Annotated in this window: 16 protein-coding genes; 2 read left to right on the forward strand and 14 right to left on the reverse strand. The window is 68.8% G+C overall.

Annotation, left to right across the window (positions count from 1 at the left end):
• Positions 1–97 precede the first annotated feature (97 nt).
• From AC5P53_RS17130 to AC5P53_RS17175, 10 genes are all read right to left on the reverse strand, one after another.
• Complete coding sequence (locus AC5P53_RS17130; protein ID WP_241887632.1) at positions 98–742, reverse strand: DUF1287 domain-containing protein; 645 nt, start codon at positions 740–742, stop codon at positions 98–100.
• Positions 739–1,755, reverse strand: coding sequence for a symmetrical bis(5'-nucleosyl)-tetraphosphatase (locus AC5P53_RS17135; RefSeq protein ID WP_014645985.1), 1,017 nt, complete (start codon positions 1,753–1,755; stop codon positions 739–741). The genes AC5P53_RS17130 and AC5P53_RS17135 overlap by 4 nt, the downstream gene beginning before the upstream one ends.
• A 15-nt stretch (positions 1,756–1,770) precedes the next feature.
• Complete coding sequence (apaG, locus tag AC5P53_RS17140) at positions 1,771–2,154, reverse strand: Co2+/Mg2+ efflux facilitator ApaG/CorD (RefSeq protein ID WP_008268668.1); 384 nt, start codon at positions 2,152–2,154, stop codon at positions 1,771–1,773.
• A 13-nt stretch (positions 2,155–2,167) separates the two neighbouring features.
• Positions 2,168–2,971 (reverse strand): 16S rRNA (adenine(1518)-N(6)/adenine(1519)-N(6))-dimethyltransferase RsmA, encoded by an 804-nt coding sequence (rsmA, locus tag AC5P53_RS17145; RefSeq protein ID WP_014645986.1) that lies wholly within the window; start codon positions 2,969–2,971, stop codon positions 2,168–2,170.
• Positions 2,968–3,948: a 4-hydroxythreonine-4-phosphate dehydrogenase PdxA gene (pdxA, locus tag AC5P53_RS17150; RefSeq protein ID WP_046428925.1), complete on the reverse strand. Its 981-nt coding sequence runs from the start codon at positions 3,946–3,948 to the stop codon at positions 2,968–2,970. Before pdxA ends, rsmA begins: the two co-directional genes overlap by 4 nt.
• Positions 3,949–3,951: 3 nt before the next feature.
• Positions 3,952–5,298: a peptidylprolyl isomerase gene (locus AC5P53_RS17155; protein WP_032959016.1), complete on the reverse strand. Its 1,347-nt coding sequence runs from the start codon at positions 5,296–5,298 to the stop codon at positions 3,952–3,954.
• Positions 5,295–7,802 (reverse strand): LPS-assembly protein LptD, encoded by a 2,508-nt coding sequence (lptD, locus tag AC5P53_RS17160; RefSeq protein ID WP_168708230.1) that lies wholly within the window; start codon positions 7,800–7,802, stop codon positions 5,295–5,297. Before lptD ends, AC5P53_RS17155 begins: the two co-directional genes overlap by 4 nt.
• An 89-nt stretch (positions 7,803–7,891) precedes the next feature.
• On the reverse strand, positions 7,892–8,830 hold the full coding sequence (locus AC5P53_RS17165) for a histone deacetylase family protein (RefSeq protein ID WP_032959020.1): 939 nt from the start codon (positions 8,828–8,830) through the stop codon (positions 7,892–7,894).
• A 9-nt stretch (positions 8,831–8,839) separates the two neighbouring features.
• Entirely contained in the window at positions 8,840–9,394 is a 555-nt protein-coding gene (locus AC5P53_RS17170; RefSeq protein ID WP_241887633.1) for a cob(I)yrinic acid a,c-diamide adenosyltransferase, read from the reverse strand.
• Positions 9,395–9,402: 8 nt separating this feature from the next.
• Positions 9,403–9,987 (reverse strand): hypothetical protein, encoded by a 585-nt coding sequence (locus AC5P53_RS17175; RefSeq protein ID WP_014645992.1) that lies wholly within the window; start codon positions 9,985–9,987, stop codon positions 9,403–9,405.
• Between the two features lie 109 nt (positions 9,988–10,096).
• On the opposite strand from AC5P53_RS17175, the gene ubiH reads away from it, so the two are divergent.
• A complete protein-coding gene (gene ubiH, locus AC5P53_RS17180) occupies positions 10,097–11,305 on the forward strand; it encodes a 2-octaprenyl-6-methoxyphenyl hydroxylase (RefSeq protein WP_014645993.1) in 1,209 nt (402 codons plus the stop codon).
• A complete protein-coding gene (locus tag AC5P53_RS17185) occupies positions 11,302–12,483 on the forward strand; it encodes a UbiH/UbiF family hydroxylase (RefSeq protein ID WP_126411748.1) in 1,182 nt (393 codons plus the stop codon). Before ubiH ends, AC5P53_RS17185 begins: the two co-directional genes overlap by 4 nt.
• 68 nt (positions 12,484–12,551) lie before the next feature.
• On the opposite strand, the gene AC5P53_RS17190 is transcribed toward AC5P53_RS17185, so the two are convergent.
• The 4 genes from AC5P53_RS17190 to AC5P53_RS17205 form a co-directional block, all read right to left on the reverse strand.
• Positions 12,552–12,950, reverse strand: a complete 399-nt coding sequence (locus tag AC5P53_RS17190; protein WP_014645995.1) for an EF-hand domain-containing protein — start codon at positions 12,948–12,950, stop codon at positions 12,552–12,554.
• Positions 12,951–13,014: 64 nt separating this feature from the next.
• Positions 13,015–14,082 (reverse strand): 23S rRNA (cytidine(2498)-2'-O)-methyltransferase RlmM, encoded by a 1,068-nt coding sequence (gene rlmM / locus AC5P53_RS17195; protein ID WP_046428937.1) that lies wholly within the window; start codon positions 14,080–14,082, stop codon positions 13,015–13,017.
• On the reverse strand, positions 14,066–14,626 hold the full coding sequence (locus AC5P53_RS17200; RefSeq protein ID WP_004154307.1) for a nucleoside deaminase: 561 nt from the start codon (positions 14,624–14,626) through the stop codon (positions 14,066–14,068). The genes rlmM and AC5P53_RS17200 overlap by 17 nt, the downstream gene beginning before the upstream one ends.
• Before the next feature lie 98 nt (positions 14,627–14,724).
• Positions 14,725–15,447 (reverse strand): DUF6348 family protein, encoded by a 723-nt coding sequence (locus AC5P53_RS17205; RefSeq protein ID WP_053495537.1) that lies wholly within the window; start codon positions 15,445–15,447, stop codon positions 14,725–14,727.
• Positions 15,448–15,479 lie beyond the last annotated feature (32 nt).

Here is a 15,479-nt window from a genome sequence, read left to right on the forward strand (position 1 = left end):
GTAGAGTCGACTGTTGGTCGACTGCTCTCGGCGGTCACCCGAAAAACCCGCGCTGCGCGCGATAGTCGACTAACAGTCGACTCTACCGGGACTGTCGCTACGGCATCCGGTAATGCCCGATGATCGCGTGCTGGAACAGCAGGTTCTCTTCGCGCGTGCCGCGCGCGATGTTGTGCAGCACCAGCGGTGTGCCATTGGCCAGGCACCGGTCAGAAACGATGCCCACGTGCAGCAGGCCGTTGCCATTGAGCTTCCAGGCAACGATGTCGCCGGCCGCGTAGTCGGTGGCGAGGGCCGTGACCGGTTGCTGCCAGCCCTGGCGCTCGAACCAGCGCATCAGGTTCGGTACACGACGATGATCGATGTTGCGGTCCGGCCGTGACAGGCCCCAGATCGCCGGATAGGCACTGAAACTGCCGCGCATGTCCTCATGCACGCGTGCCTGCAGGTCCAGGCCCAGATCGCGCAGGGCGCGCACCACCACGTCCGTGCACACGCCGCGATCCAGTGGCACGTCGCCGCCAGGATAGGCCAGTACCTGGTAAGCAGGATCGTAACGGGTGGTGACGCCGACCTGCGCGCGGGCTGCGGCCACCAGTGGCGGCGAAGGGGCCTGCGGCTGCGTCGGCGCATGTGCGGCACCATCCGCAGCCGTGGTAGCAGGCGGCGAGCCGGGCTGGCAGCCGCTGGCCAGGGCCAGCGTCAGCAGCACCGTCCCTGGTGCCCAGCCGCGCCGCGTCACGCCTGCGGCGGGGGACTGTTGTGGGTGCCGCCACCCGCGCCGCCCCCTCCGCCACCACGACGGCGACGGCGGCGTGGGCCACGGTTGCCCGGGGTGGCAGCGGCGTTGCCGCCCTGTTCCTTGCCCTGCGTCGCAGCGCCGGGGCGCTCGTGCGCCGGTCGCGCCGGCGGGCGGGCGTTGGGCACGGGTGCCGGTACGTCGCGGCCCGGAACCTGCACTACGCGCAGCTCGTCGGTATCAAGCTGGAGCGCGGTCAGCTTGCCGCCCCAGACCGCGCCAGTGTCGATGGCGTGCACGCCCTGGGTGATGGTCAGGCCCAGCGCCGACCAGTGGCCGCAGACGACCTTGAGGTCGCGCTCGACCCGGCCGGGCACTTCGAACCAGGGATACAGCCCCTGTTCCTGCGTGCCCGGCGTGCCCTTGTCCTCGATGCCGATGCGCCCCCGCGGGGTGCAGTAGCGCATGCGGGTGAGCACGTTGATGATCGCGCGCGAGCGGTCGTAACCGGACAGGTTCGGGGCCCAGCTCGGCTTGTCGCCGTACATGTTGCGGAACAGCTTGCGGTAGCCGGCGCCATGCAGTTGCACCTCGACCTCGGCGGCATGCTTCTCGGCCATCTGCGTGGTCCACTTCGGCGCCAGGCCGGCGTGCACCATCATCCAGCCCAGCTCGCGGTCCACGTGCACCAGCTTCTGCAGGCGCAGCCAGTCCAGCAGTTCGTCGCGGTCCTCGGCCTGCACGATGCGCAGCAGGTCCGGGTTGACCTTGCGCTGTTCCTCTTCGGTACGCGAACCGACGGCCAGCAGCGAAAGATCATGGTTGCCCAGCACCACCACGCTGTGCTCGCGCAGCGAGTGCACCAGCCGCAGCGTTTCCAGCGACTGCCCGCCGCGGTTGACCAGGTCGCCGCAGAACCACAGGGTGTCCTGCGCCGGGTCGAAGCGAATCTTCTCCAGCAATCGCTGGGTGACGTCATAGCAGCCCTGCAGGTCGCCGATCGCCCACACACTCATCGTTCGGCCTCCGTGTCAGTGCAGGGTACGCGGCACGGCCAGCACGAAGGGTGCGACCGGCGCGGCAAATTCGGTGCCATCGTCGGCGACCATGTCGTAGTGCCCCTGCATGGTCCCGTGATCGGTCCCCAGCATGACACCGGACGTGTAACGGAAGTCTTCACCGGGGCGCAGCCGCGGCTGCTCGCCGATCACCCCGTCGCCATCGACATGCTCGACACGACCATTGGCATCGGTGATGCGCCAGTGGCGCGCGACCAGGCGTGCCGCGACCCGCCCCTGGTTGTGGATGCGGATCGTGTAGGCGAACGCAAAGCGACCGTCTTCCGGCGCGGATTGATCGTCGAGGAAGCGCGGCGCGACTTCGACGGAGATGGCATAAACGTCAGCGTCTTCCATACCGGCAGTGTAATCAGGAGGCATTGGCCAAAGCGATGAATTCGGCCACGTCCAGCTGTTCGGCGCGGGCATCGGGACGCACGCCGGCGGCGATGAACTGCTCGGCGGACACCACGTTGTTCAGGGCATTGCGCAGGGTCTTGCGGCGCTGCCCGAAGGCGGCCTTGACCACCTCGGCGAAGCGCTTGTGGTCGTTGATGTTGATCGCGGCCGGGTCACGCGGCACCAGACGCACCACGGCCGAATCGACCTTCGGCGGCGGCCGGAACGCGCCCGGCGGCACCACGAACAGCGAGGTCACCTGGCAGTAGGCCTGCAGCATCACGCTGAGGCGGCCATACACCTTGCTGCCGGGGCCGGCTGCCATGCGGTCGACCACTTCCTTCTGCAGCATGAAGTGCATGTCGCGGATGACCGCGGCATGCTCCAGCGCATGGAACAGGATCGGCGAGGAGATGTTGTAGGGCAGGTTGCCGACCAGGCGGATCGGCTGGCCGGCGGCCAGTTCGGTGAAGTCCACGCGCAGCACGTCGCGATGAACGATGGTCAGCTCGCCCAGCGGCTCGGCGGCGGCGGTCAGCGGCGCGATCAGGTCGCGGTCGAACTCGATCACCGTCAGCGTGGGGTGCACGCGCAGCAGCGGCAGGGTGATCGCGCCCTGGCCAGGGCCGATCTCGACCAGGCGGTCGCCGTCTTTCGGGTTGACCGCCATCACGATCTTGTCGATGTAGTGGCGGTCGGCCAGGAAATGCTGGCCAAGCTGCTTCTTGGCCGGTGCGGTGAACACCGGGCCGGAGGGGGAATGCGGGGAATTCATGCGCCCAGTGTACGTTGCCGCGCAAGCTGCGCACACAGCGTCGTTGCCGCCTGCAGGCTGGAGGGATCGGCGATGCCGCGGCCGGCCAGCTCCAGCGCGGTGCCATGGTCCACCGCCACGCGCGGATAGGGCAGGCCCAGGGTCAGGTTCACCGCCTGTTCGAAGCCGGAATATTTCAGTACCGGCAGGCCCTGGTCGTGGTACATCGCCAGCACGGTGTCGAAGCCGGCCAGCTTGGCGGGCAGGAAGGCGGTATCGGCCGGCAGCGGCCCGACCAGGTCCATGCCCTCCGCGCGCAGGCGCTGCAGCAGCGGGATGACCAGATCCAGTTCTTCGCGGCCCAGGTGGCCATCTTCGCCGGCGTGCGGGTTCAGGCCGAGCACGGCGATGCGCGGCGCAGGCAGGCCGAACTCACGGCGCAGTGCGGCGTGCACCGTGCGCAGCGTGTGCTCCAGGCCGGGCGCGGTGATCGCATCGGCCACCTCGCGCAGCGGCAGGTGGGTGGTGGCCAGGGCCACGCGCACGATGTGGTTGGCCAGCATCATCACCACCTTTACCCCGGCCTGGTCGGCCAGCAGTTCAGTGGTGCCGCTGTAGGCGATGCCGCCTTCATTGATGACCGCCTTGTGCACCGGGCCGGTCACAACACCGTGCAGTTCGCCGGACAGGCAGGCCTGGCCGGCGCCGAGCAGCGCGCCGATGACCGCGCCGGCATTGGCCGGATCGGCCTGGCCGAAGCGGCTGGGCGCAGCGTTGCGGACAGCGCGCAGGCGCAGATCGCCGGGGGCGCGTGCTTCGGCGTCCTCGGGCAGCAGCTGCAGGGGCAGGTTCAGCGCGGCCGCGGCCGCGTGCAGGGTGTCCGGATCGGCGAAGGCCAGCAGCCGGCAATCTTCACGCGGCTGCTGGACGAGGCGGACACATAGCTCCGGGCCGATCCCGGCGGGCTCGCCCGGTACCAGAGCGAGCTCGGGGCGCATCGGTCAGGACTGCGGCGGGGTGGCGGTGTTTTCCGCGCGGTCGCCGCTGCGGAAGCTGACGTAGGCTTCGCCACGCAGTTCCTGCAGGAAGCGGTTGTACTCGTCTTCCAGCTTGCGGCGGCCGATGGTCTCGCGGACCTGGGCACGCTGGTTGTCGGTGGTCACGTCGGTCTGGCGGGTCGCCACGCGCTGCACGATGTGCCAACCGGCATCGGTACGGAACGGCTGGCTGACGCCACCGTCCTGGAGGCCTTCCACCTGCTGGCCGAAGGCCGGACCGAACGCGTCGGCCGGGAACCAGCCCAGGTCACCGCCCTGGCCCTTGCTGTTGTTGTCCTCGGAGGACTCCTTGGCAACGGTCTGGAACTCGGCACCACCGGCGATGCGGGCACGCAGGGTGTCGATCTTGGCCTTGGCGGCGGCGTCGGTCTGGTGGTCGTCCACGCGCACCAGGATATGGCGGCCGTGGAATTCGGTGACCGTATGCTCACCGGCGGCGGCGGAGCTGGCGTCACGCACTTCCACCAGCTTCAGCAGCTGGAAGCCGCTCGGGCCACGGATCGGGCCGACCACTTCGCCGGGCTTCATCTTTTCCATCATCTGGGCAAAGGCCTGCGGGATTTCATCCAGGCTGCGCCAGCCCAGGTCACCGCCTTCCAGTGCATTCGGGCTGTCCGAATAGCGCACGGCTGCAGCGTTGAAGTCCAGCTCGCCCTTGTCCAGCAGGGTCTTCACACCATCGGCCTTCTTCTGGCCGGTGGCGATCTGGTCGGCGTTGGCACCGTCGGGCAGGGCGATCAGGATGTGCGCCAGGTGGTACTGGTTGCCCACCGTGGCCTGCTGCTTCAGCGCGGCGTCGACTTCACCCTCGCTGACGCTGATGCGGCTCTGCGCGAAGCTCTGGCGCAGGCGCTGCACGGTGATCTCGTCACGCACCGAGGCGCGGAAATCGTTGAAGTCGATGCCGTCATGGGCCAGGCGCTGGCGCAGGGCGTCCAGGTTCGAACCGTTCTGCTGGGCGATGGAGTTCATCGCCTGGTTCAGCTCCTGGTCGCTGACCCGGATGCCGCTGCCCTGGGCGCGGGCCACCTGCAGCTTGACCAGCACCAGGCGCTCGAGCACCTGGCGGCTGAGCACGTCTTCCGGCGGCAGCTGGTTTTCGCGGCCGGCGTACTGCGCCTTGATGTTGGCGATCGCACGCTGGAGCTCGCTCTGCAGGATCACGTCCTCATCGACGACGGCGGCGATGCGGTCAAGCGGCTGCGCCTCCTGGGCAAGCACCTGCAGGGGGGCGGACACGCTGGACACCGCCAGCAGCGAGGCGAGAAGAACGGGGAAGCGCTTGGTCATGGGATCAGGTTCGGATCGTAGTCATCCCGGGTCGCCCCGGTGTTGCTCGGCGGCACGAGATAGAGGTCGTCGCGGTTGTAGCCGAGGATAGCACGGCGCAGGGTACGGTCCGTGTCCTGGCCCAGGGAGCTCAGGCCCTTGAGCACGAACTCCAGCTGGATGGCGTTGTTCATCTCGCCTTCGCGGTTGCGGACGTAGCGGCGGGCGACCGCACGCACGGCCAGGCAGCAGCTGTCCCACTGGACGCCGGCGATGATCTCCAGCGGTTCCTTGTCCTGCAGCGAGTAGTAGTAGCGGCCGACCAGGCTCCAGCGCGCATTCAGCGGGTACAGGAACGACAGGTCGGCCTGTTCCAGCAGCGTGCGGTCATGCTTGTTGGCGGTGGCCGGGGCGCCGGAGTTGATGCGGTAACGGTAGCTGAGGTTGATCACGCCATCGTTGGGCATCAGGTAGCGGGCGCGGACGCTGGCCAGATCCTCGCGCTTGTACTTGGGGTCCCACTGGTAGGTGGCACCCAGGGTCCAGCGGTCGTTGATCATGTAGTTGCCGTCAGCGATCCACGCCGACTTGCCCTTCTCCACCGGCGCGCCACCCGGGGTGACGGTCACCCGCGATTCGTCGAAGTACTGGATCTGGCCGATGGAGGCCGAGAAGCGTTCCTTGCCGGTGGTCTGGTCGATGAAGCGGGTGCTCAGCGCCATGGTCAGCTGGTTGGCGTCGTTCTGGCGATCGGCGCCGGTATAGCGAGAATCGCGGAACAGCTGGCCCCAGCTGAAGGTGAAGTCGCGGGTGTCGAAGATCGGCAGCTCGTCCTGATCGCGGTAGGGCGTGCGCAGGTAGAACAGGCGCGGTTCCAGGGTCTGCAGGAAGGACTTGCCACCGATGCGGGTCTCGCGATCGAAGAACAGGCCGGCGTCGATGCTGCCGATCGGCAGGCTGCGGCTGGGCGAGGTGTTGCCGCGCAGCTGTTCCGGTGTGGCGGTGTTCGGGTCGATGCCCTGCGAACGCAGGATCTGGCCGCGGATGCCGTTCACGCCATCAACCAGGCCACGGTCCAGCTGGTAACCGGTATAGCGGTAGGCCAGGGTCGGCGTGACATACCAGGCCGCGCCGCTGATCGGGAACGACACGTAGGGTTTGACATCCAGCCGCGAGCCGCCGCTGACACCGATGCCGTCGGTCTGACGGCTGCCGTTGCGGGTGTACTGCAGGTCCGGTCCCGCATCAGCGCCGTACTTGAAGTTGATGTCGTCGTGGGTGAAACGCACGGCTTCGGCGTAGATGCCGGTTTCCAGCCACGGCAGGACCGGCTTGTCCCAGTTGAAATACAGGCGCGGCTGGCGGTTGTAGGCCAGCGCACCCTCGTTGAGGGTGTAGTCGGTCAGCTGCCAGCGGTCGGCCATGATGCCGGCCGTCCAGTTCCTGCCAGTGCCGTACAGGCCGATGGTGCTCTGCAGGTTCGACGCGGTGACCCCCACCAGGCGGTTGGCGAAGTCTTCCACATAGCGTTCGTCGCTGACCCAGGCCAGGTTGGCGCGGGCCTGCCAGTGGTCGTCGAGGTTGTGGTAGCCGCCGAACATCACCCGGCCGCGGTCGCGGTCGCGCAGTTTGTCGTTGGGCATGAACGCGGTCAGCAGTTCGCCGCGGCCGCCGTTGTAGAGGTAGCGGAATTCGTTGTCGAGCATCAGGCCGCGCCGGCTCATGTAGCGCGGGGTCAACGTGTCGTCGTAGTTCGGCGCCAGGTTGAAGTAGATCGGCTGTGCGTAATCGAAACCGTTGCGGCCGGACATGCCCAGCTGCGGGAACAGCAGGCCGGTCTTGCGGCGGTCGTCGATCGGGAACTTGAAGTACGGCGCCCACAGCACCGGCACCTTGCCGATGCGAAGCACGGCGTTGCGGGCGGTACCGAAGCCTTCGTCGTTGTCCACTTCGATCTGCGGCGCCGACAGCTTCCACACCGGCTGCGACGGGTCGCAGGTGGTGTAGGTGGAGCGGTGCATCTGGCCGACCGCGCCCTGCAGGTCGACCGATTCGGCATCGCCGTTGCCGCGGCGCGACACCAGCTGGTACTTGATGTCGGTGATCTTGTGGGTGTCGCTTTCCTGGTTGCCCTCGGCGCGCTTGGCGACCATGCGGATCGAGGAGTCCTGGTAGCGGACATTGCCGTCGGCGATGTAGTTGCCGGTCTCGGTATCGAAGCTGAGCTTGTCGGTGCCGACGAACTGGTCGCCACGGCGCAGGGCCACGTTGCCTTCGTACTGCGGCACGGTTGTGGTGCCCAGCAGCTGGTCACCCTCGATGTCGGTCGGCTGCTGCTCGCGCGCGGCGCTGGCGGCGGCCTTGTCCTGCCCCGGGACCGGGACCGGGACAGGGGCATCGGTGAACGCGGGAATCACGTCGGTAGCCGGGCACAGGCCCCAGTTGAGCGGCTTTTCATCGGCCATTGCCGGCAGGCAGATGGCGATGCTCAGAGGCAGGGGAAGCAGGCGGAGGGCTCGGCGCACGCGGTTCGGATTCGGGCGAAAACGGACGGTAGCTTGCCCCATCCCTTGCATAGGGGCAATGAAGGGCGTCGGATCCTGCCGGTTCGGGTTCATCCGGAGACGCTCCCCGGTGGGGGGGACAGCAGGGCCCGGACATGGGCCACGCTGCACTCGGCAAGGGCCTGCAGGTCATAGCCGCCTTCCAGCATCGAGACCACCCGGCCGGCCGCATGGCGGCGCGCCAGCGCATGCAGTTCGCGGGTGATCCAGGCGAAATCGTCGGTTTCCAGCATCAGGTCGGCCTGCGGATCGCGCAGGTGGGCATCGAAGCCGGCCGAAATCAGCAGCAGCTGCGGCCGGAAGTCGTCGATGGCCGGCAGCATCTCGTCGGCCCACACATTGCGGAAGCGGAAACCGCCGCTGCCGGGGGGCAGCAGGATGTTCATCAGGTTGCCGGCACCGCGGTCGCGGCGCAGGCCGGAGTTGGGGAACAGCCCGGCCTGGTGGGTGCTGTAGTACGAGACCCGGGCGTCGTGCTGGAAGATGTCCTGGGTGCCGTTGCCATGGTGGACATCGAAATCGACCACCGCGATCCGCTCCAGGCCATGACGGTCACGGGCGTAGGCGGCGGCGATGGCGATGTTGTTGAGCAGGCAGAAGCCCATCGCAGTGCTGCTGGTGGCGTGGTGGCCCGGTGGCCGCACCGCGCAGAACGCCAGCGGGTCCTCGCCCAGCATCACCGCATCTACCGCCGCCACGCCGGCGCCGGCGGCATGCACGGCGGCACTGGCCGAGCCGGGCGAGGTCCAGGTGTCCATGTCCAGCTGTCGCAGCGGCGCGGTCTGCGGCTGCAGCACGAAGTCGAGCAGGGCGCTGTCGTGGACCCGGGTCAGTTCGCCGAACTTGGCCGGCGGCGCCTCGCGCCAGTCCAGCTGGCCGGGGAAGGCGGCGTGCAGGGCATCGAGCACATGCTGCAGGCGTTGCGGGCACTCCGGATGGCCAGGGCCGGGGTCATGCAGCAGGCAGGACGGATGGGTGAAGACCAGCATCGTGCCGACTCAGCGCTGGCGCTGCTGTGGCTGCCACAGCGCTTCGCCATGGCCATCGGCACGGGCCAGCACCCGGGCCAGCACGAACAACAGGTCCGACAGCCGGTTGAGGTACTGCAGTGCCTCGCTGCGCACGGCGTCGTGGCGGGCCAGGGTGACCGTCTCGCGCTCGGCCCGGCGGACGATGGTGCGCGCCAGGTGGCAGCGTGCGGCGGCCTCGCCACCGGCTGGCAGGATGAATTCCTTCAACATCGGCAGGCTGGCGTTGTAGTGATCCAGCTGCTGTTCCAGTGCCGACACATCGGCGGCGTGGATCGCGGCGTGGCCGGGGATGCACAGTTCGGCGCCCAGGTCGAACAGCTGGTGCTGCAGATGCACCACCAGCGCGCGCACGTCGTCGGGCAGCGCCGTGGCCAGCAGCAGGCCGAGTGCGGCATTGGCTTCGTCGACAGTGCCGTAGGACGCCACGCGGGCATCATCCTTGGCCACGCGCTGGCCGTCGCCAAGGCTGGTACTGCCGTCGTCGCCGGTGCGGGTATAGATGCGCGAGAGGCGATGACCCATGGCGCGGCTCAGTGCCGGATGTCGCGGCGGGCCTGCTGGAGCTTCAGTACCTGCTCCACGGCCAGCTGCAGGGCGGCGGCCAGCGCCACGTAGATGGCGGTGGTGCGCAGGTACGGCCCGAACCACTGTGCGTAGTTCTGTGCCCAGCCGGCCAGCGTCGGTTCGGCCACGTTGCGGCTGGTCCAGTAGAAGCCGCCCTGCGCGAGCAGGTGACAGACCGCCACCGAGGCCACCAGCAGCAGCGCGCCCTTGGCCAGTACCGGCCAGCGTGCCCCCTGGTAGTTGCGGCCCAGCAGCATGCCGCCGGCCCACAGCGAGAAATACGCCGGCAGCAGCAGCCAGTAGCCCGGCGACACGCAGTAGTGCTGCCAGAAATCCAGGCCGCTGCTGCGGATCACGATCCAGTCCACCAGCACCGCGAACACCATCAGCAGCGGGAACGCCCAGCGGGTCCAGCCAGCCAGGTAGAAGCCGCCGATGAAGAACACCGCCCAGGAGGCATCCGGGATCGCCGCGAAGTGGTTGACCCGGGTCGCCGCCAGCAACAGCACGAGTACGGACAGGACGAAGGCACGGTTGGCGGTGGCGGACATGGCAGCGGGCCCGGAGCGGATTCAGGTTTCATTCTAGCCCGCCGCGCCGGTTGGCGCAGGTCGGGGGCTGTTGGGTGTTCGGGCGGGGCGAGCGCGTATCATGAACACCATGAGTGAACGACATGACGTGCTGATCGTCGGTGGCGGCCTGGTCGGTGCCAGCCTGGCCATTGCCCTGGACCGGTTGGGCCGCGACGTGGGCCTGCTCGAAGCCAGCCCGGCCGGCGAGCTGCCGGCGGTGTTCGACCAGCGCAACCTCAGTTTCGCCGCGGCGACCGTCAACGCGCTGACCGCGTTGGGGGTCATGCAGAAGCTGGCGATGGCGCCGGGCCCGATCCGCCGCATCCATGTCAGCCGCGCCGGCGATTTCGGCCGCGTGCAGCTGGAGGCTTCCGACTACGACCGGCCGTGGTTCGGCCAGGTGGTTGTCGCGCGTGACTTCGGCCAGGCGCTGGAAGCGCGCCTGCAGGAGCTGCCGCAGCTGCGGCGCTACCGGCCGATGCGGTTCCTGGGCCTGGGCGAGGTGGTCGACGGCTACCGCCAGGTGCGGGTGGCCGACGAGACCGGCGAGCGCGTACTGCTGGCACGGCTGGTGGTCGGTGCCGATGGCACGACCAGCGGTGTGCGTGGCGCGCTGGGCATCGAGGTCGACCGGCATGATTTCCAGCAGACCCTGTTCGTGGCCCGCGTGCGCAGCCAGCGCGCGCCGGATGGCACGGCCTGGGAGCGCTTCACCGATACCGGCCCGACCGCCCTGCTGCCGCGCGGTGACCGCCACTTCGGCACCGTGCATGGCGTGGCCCGCGATCAGGCCGATGCGGTGATGGCGCTGGACGATGCGGCCTGGCTGCAGCGCCTGCAGGATGCGATCGGCTGGCGTGCCGGTCGGCTGCTCGAATCCGGCCCGCGCAGCGCTTACCCTCTCATCCAGGTGCTGGCGCGCGCATTGGCCGGTGAACGCACGGTGCTGCTGGGCAATGCCGCGCAGACCATCCATCCGCTGGGTGCGCAGGGCTTCAACCTGGGCCTGCGCGATGCGCTGACCCTGGCCGAACTGCTGGAGGATGCGCACGAGGATGCCGGCAGCGATGTGCTGCTGCAGGCCTATGTTGCGCGCCGCCAAGAAGACCGACGGCAGACGGTGGCGTTCTCGGGTGGCCTGGCACGGCTGACCAGCAATCCGGCACCGCTGATGCGGCCGCTGCGCAGCCTCGGCCTGGTGGCCGCGCAACGCGCCTCGGTGCAGTCGATGCTGGTCGGTGGCGCGATGGGCTTCCGCGGCGAAGTGCCGCGCCTGTGCCGCGGAGAAGCCGCATGAGCCGGCGCATGCGCCTTGATGTGGCCATCGTCGGTGGTGGCGTGGTCGGTGCCGCGTGCGCGCTGGCGCTGGCCGATGCCGGCCTGTCGGTTGCGCTGGTGGAAGGTCGTGAGCCCGCGCCGTGGCAGGCCGCACAGCCTGACCTGCGCGTGTTCGCCTTCGCTGCCGACAACGTTCAGCTGCTGAACCGCCTCGGTGTGTGGCCGGCGATCGCGCAGGCCCGTGCCTGGCCCTACCGGCGCATGCAGGTGTGGGATGCGGCCGGTGGCGAAGATCTGCTGTTCGATGCCGATCGCTTCGGCCGTCGTGAACTGGGCTACATCGTCGAGAACGGCCTGCTGCAGGATCGCCTGTGGGCGGCGTTGCCGGCGGCGGGCGTGCAGCTGCACTGCCCGGCACGGGTGGACGCGCTGGAGCAGGACGAGGAGGGCGTGCGCCTGCGCCTGGATGACGGGCGTCGCCTGGAAGCGGCGTTGGCGGTGGCCGCCGACGGCGCCGAATCGACCCTGCGCCAACTGGCCGGGATCGAGGTTGAAAAGCATGACTACCACCAGCGTGGCGTGGTGGCCTACGTGGACAGCGATCTTCCCAACCAGGCCACCGCCTGGCAGCGTTTCCTGCCGGGCGGGCCGCTGGCGCTGCTGCCGGTGGCCGAGCGCCGCAGCTCGATCGTCTGGACCCTGCCCGAGGACGAGGCGGCACGTGTGCTGGCCTTGGACGAGGACGCCTTCAACCGGGAACTGACCCGCGCCTTCGCGGCACGGCTGGGTGAGCTGCGACTGGCGTCACCGCGTGCGGCCTTCCCGCTGCGTCGCCAACTGGCCCGTCACTACGTGGCCGGCCGCGTGCTGGCATTGGGTGATGCCGCGCATGTGGTGCATCCGCTGGCCGGGCAGGGCGTGAACCTGGGCCTGCGCGATGTCGCCGCCCTGCAGCAGTGGCTGGCGCCGTCGGCCGAGCGCCGTGGCCAGCCGCGGCTGTCGCCGCAGCGCCTGCAGCGCTGGGCACGCGAACGGCGCAGCGACAACCAGATCGCCGCCTACAGCTTCGATGCGATCAACCGCCTGTTCTCCAACGACGAGATGCACCTGACCCTGGCCCGTGGCCGCGCGCTGGGCTGTGTCGGCAAATGGCCGCCGCTGGTACAGGCGTTCTGGAAGCGCGCCGCCGGCGTCTGAAGCAAAAAGGGGACGGAGGGGATTAAGTCGTATGTGCACATACGACTTAATCCCCTCCGTCCCCTTTTTCAATCCACCAGCCAGCCGGCCAGGTCGGTGCGGTCCAGCTTGCCGCGGTGCCTGCGGTCCAGCGAATTGAATTCGTCGGCCAGCGCCGGATTGGCCTGTGCTTCCTCGCGGCTGATGAAACCGTCGCCGTTCACATCTAGCGCGGCGAAATGGACGCGGTACTGGCCGACCACGCTGCTCGGTTCCAGCGAACGCACGGTCACCTGTGCCTCGCCGGCCGGCTGCGGAATCTCGACGCTGCCGCTGACCCGGCCGGCATCCAGCGGCTGCTGGCGGATCGCGCCGCCGGTGGGGCCCAGCGGCTGGCTCTGCGCCGGCGTGGACGGGCCGTGCTGGGCGATGGCCGGTACCGAGGCCAGCAGGATGGTCAACAGCAGGGCAGCACGCGGAAGGTTCATGACAGGCTCCTTGCCAGAGGGTACCGGGAGCGTACTCCCGGCAACCTGTGCCGCCGATGACGGATCAGCGCAGCGGCGAAGCCAGCACGGTGATCTCTTCACGGTCGTGATAGAGCTGCTTGGCGCGGACCACCAGCGGCTTGCCGGCCTGGTCCTGGAACAGGTCCAGGCACAGCCGGGTTTCGTCCCAGCGCTTCTTCATCGGCAGTTTCAGATTGAAGATCGCATGCCGGCACCAGCCCTCGCGGAACCAGGTGGCCATGCGTTCGGCCACGCGGCGCGGCTGCTCGACCATGTCGCAGACCATCCAGTCCAGCGGCTGTTCCGGGTGCCAGTGGAAGCCATCGGCGCGCAGGTGCTCGACCAGGCCGGTATCCAGCACATGCTGGCGCAGCGGGCCGTTGTCGATGCTCAGCACGTGCATGTGCTGGCGGGTCAGCACCCAGGTCCAGCCGCCGGGGGCGGCGCCCAGGTCGGCCGCACGCATGCCGGGCTTGGCCAGCGCCTCGCGTTCTTCCGGCGTCAGCAGGGTCAGCAGCGCCTCGTCCAGCTTCAGCGCCGAACGCGAAGGCGCCTCGGGCAGCAGCTTCAGGCGCGGGATGCCCAGCGCCCACGGTGCGCTGTCGGCCGGGTCGGCCACGCAGACGAAGGCATGGGTGCCATCGACGAACACCACATGCAGGCGCGGCAGGCGGTTGTTCGGCTTATCAGTGAGCTTGCCGGCCTTGCGCAGCGCCGGGCGCAGTGCATTGCCGAAGGCACGGGCCAGACCGGACAGTGGCTTGCCGGCGTCCGAATCGGGGTGTTCCACCCACAGGTCGCCGAAGCGCGGCGCATCGGCCAGCACTTCCAGCATCGGGGTGATCCGGTCCGCCGGGTCCAGCTGCGGCAGTTCGGCCAGCACCACCAGCTTCTGCCGCGCGAAGATCAGCTCGCGCCAGCGCAGGCGCGGCGCCAGCGCGGCGGCTTCGTCGCACATGAAAAGCACGTAGCCGTCATTGCGCTGGGTGCGCGCATAGCCGGCGAAACCGGCTTCACCGGCGCGGAACTGCAGCTCGCCGGCCAGCTCGGGCTCGAAGCCCTGCCGGCACAGGCACAGCAGGCCGATGCCGGTTTCAGTAACGGGCGCCATCGCTTTCCCCATAGGCACGCAGCACGCTGCGCGCGGCGTCGCGGTTCAGGCCTTGCACCACTTCGATGCCGCGCTTGTTGAGTTCACCCACCCAGTCGGCCGGCAGCGGGCCTTCATCGAACGGGGTCAGTTCCTCGACGTCGGCCGAGTTGGCACCGATCAGCAGGCGGTCGATGCCGGCCCACACGGTGGCGCCGTAGCACTGGCAGCACGGCTGCGAGCTGGTGGCCAGGGTGACCGGCGACAGCACCGCGTTCAGGCGCGGGGTCTGCAGGCGCTGCTGGGCCAGCATGTAGGCCATGTTCTCGGCGTGCGCCAGCGAGGTCGCGTGCGGCATCACCCGGTTCACGCCGGCGGCGATGACCTTGTCGTCCGGTCCGAACACCACCGCACCGAACGGACCGCCACTGGCGTGCTCGACGTTCAGCCGCGACAGCTCGATCGCCAGCGCGACCTTGGCCTCATCGCCCGGATATCGACGATCCAGGTCGATCTGGTCGTGGATCCAGGCGGGAAGGGTCAGGTGGACTTGCGCGTACAGCATCGCGGGGGTGCCTCGTGTGGGATGGGAAAAAGTGCGGTTGCTTGGGGAAACCGGCGCGCAGTGTAGCCGCACCGGCCTGTACCGGGTGTGGGCGTGGCTCAGCCCGGCGAGCCGGTGCGGATCACCACGTACTGCTTGCGGAATTCCAGCCCGGCCTGCGGCCAACTGGCAGCATAGGCGCGCAGCAGGGGCAGGGCGGCGGCGAAGTCGTGGCCGTTGACCCGGCAATCGGCCTCGCACAGGCCGTCGGCATCGCGCGAGGCGAACAGGCGGATGGCGAGGAAATGGCGGGCTTTCAGCAGCTCGTCGAAGGCCTCCATGCTGCGGGTGAACAGGCAGCAGGGGCAGGAGCCATGATCGTCTTCGCTGCAGGTGGAGGCATCCACGTCCTGTGCACGGTAGTGCGCCAACGGCCCCAGCACCACAGTGCGCTCGTGTTCCTCGCCATTGTCACCGGCCGGATAGGTCAGGCCCATCATCGGCAGGCCCTGTGCGTCTTGGGCGCCGATCGCGGTCTGCAGGGTCACCAGGTCCACCCGGGCCCAGGCCTGGAAGCCGGACAACAGCGATGCCTGCTCATCGGCACCATTTGCGTGCTGGTACTCGAACAGGCCATCGGCGAACAACTGCGGATGCTGGCTTTCAATGACGGTGGAGGTCTGCCAGCCGCCGTTGTCGCGCGCTTGCGCGGCCATTGCATGCGGGGTCAGGCGCAGGCCGCTGTCCAGCAGCAGCGCGTTGCCGTCGATGCGGCTGGCGGTGCCGGTGTCCTGCAGGGCCTGCTGCAGCAGCGGGAGGAGGGCGGTGGCGCTCGTGGTCATGTCAGGCCTGTGGATGGCTGGGCGGAACATCC

The sequence above is a fragment of the Stenotrophomonas sp. YJH_SMC_82 genome, assembly GCF_059368875.1.

Bases quoted from the DNA above. Each gene is read 5' to 3' on its own strand.
- AC5P53_RS17135 (WP_014645985.1), bottom strand. From the start codon at position 1,755: ATGAGTGTGTGGGCGATCGGCGACCTGCAGGGCTGCTATGACGTCACC.
- apaG (WP_008268668.1), bottom strand. From the start codon at position 2,154: ATGGAAGACGCTGACGTTTATGCCATCTCCGTCGAAGTCGCGCCGCGC.
- rsmA (WP_014645986.1), bottom strand. From the start codon at position 2,971: ATGAATTCCCCGCATTCCCCCTCCGGCCCGGTGTTCACCGCACCGGCC.
- pdxA (WP_046428925.1), bottom strand. From the start codon at position 3,948: ATGCGCCCCGAGCTCGCTCTGGTACCGGGCGAGCCCGCCGGGATCGGC.
- AC5P53_RS17155 (WP_032959016.1), bottom strand. From the start codon at position 5,298: ATGACCAAGCGCTTCCCCGTTCTTCTCGCCTCGCTGCTGGCGGTGTCC.
- AC5P53_RS17165 (WP_032959020.1), bottom strand. From the start codon at position 8,830: ATGCTGGTCTTCACCCATCCGTCCTGCCTGCTGCATGACCCCGGCCCT.
- AC5P53_RS17170 (WP_241887633.1), bottom strand. From the start codon at position 9,394: ATGGGTCATCGCCTCTCGCGCATCTATACCCGCACCGGCGACGACGGC.
- AC5P53_RS17175 (WP_014645992.1), bottom strand. From the start codon at position 9,987: ATGTCCGCCACCGCCAACCGTGCCTTCGTCCTGTCCGTACTCGTGCTG.
- ubiH (WP_014645993.1), top strand. From the start codon at position 10,097: ATGAGTGAACGACATGACGTGCTGATCGTCGGTGGCGGCCTGGTCGGT.
- AC5P53_RS17185 (WP_126411748.1), top strand. From the start codon at position 11,302: ATGAGCCGGCGCATGCGCCTTGATGTGGCCATCGTCGGTGGTGGCGTG.
- AC5P53_RS17190 (WP_014645995.1), bottom strand. From the start codon at position 12,950: ATGAACCTTCCGCGTGCTGCCCTGCTGTTGACCATCCTGCTGGCCTCG.
- rlmM (WP_046428937.1), bottom strand. From the start codon at position 14,082: ATGGCGCCCGTTACTGAAACCGGCATCGGCCTGCTGTGCCTGTGCCGG.
- AC5P53_RS17200 (WP_004154307.1), bottom strand. From the start codon at position 14,626: ATGCTGTACGCGCAAGTCCACCTGACCCTTCCCGCCTGGATCCACGAC.
- AC5P53_RS17205 (WP_053495537.1), bottom strand. From the start codon at position 15,447: ATGACCACGAGCGCCACCGCCCTCCTCCCGCTGCTGCAGCAGGCCCTG.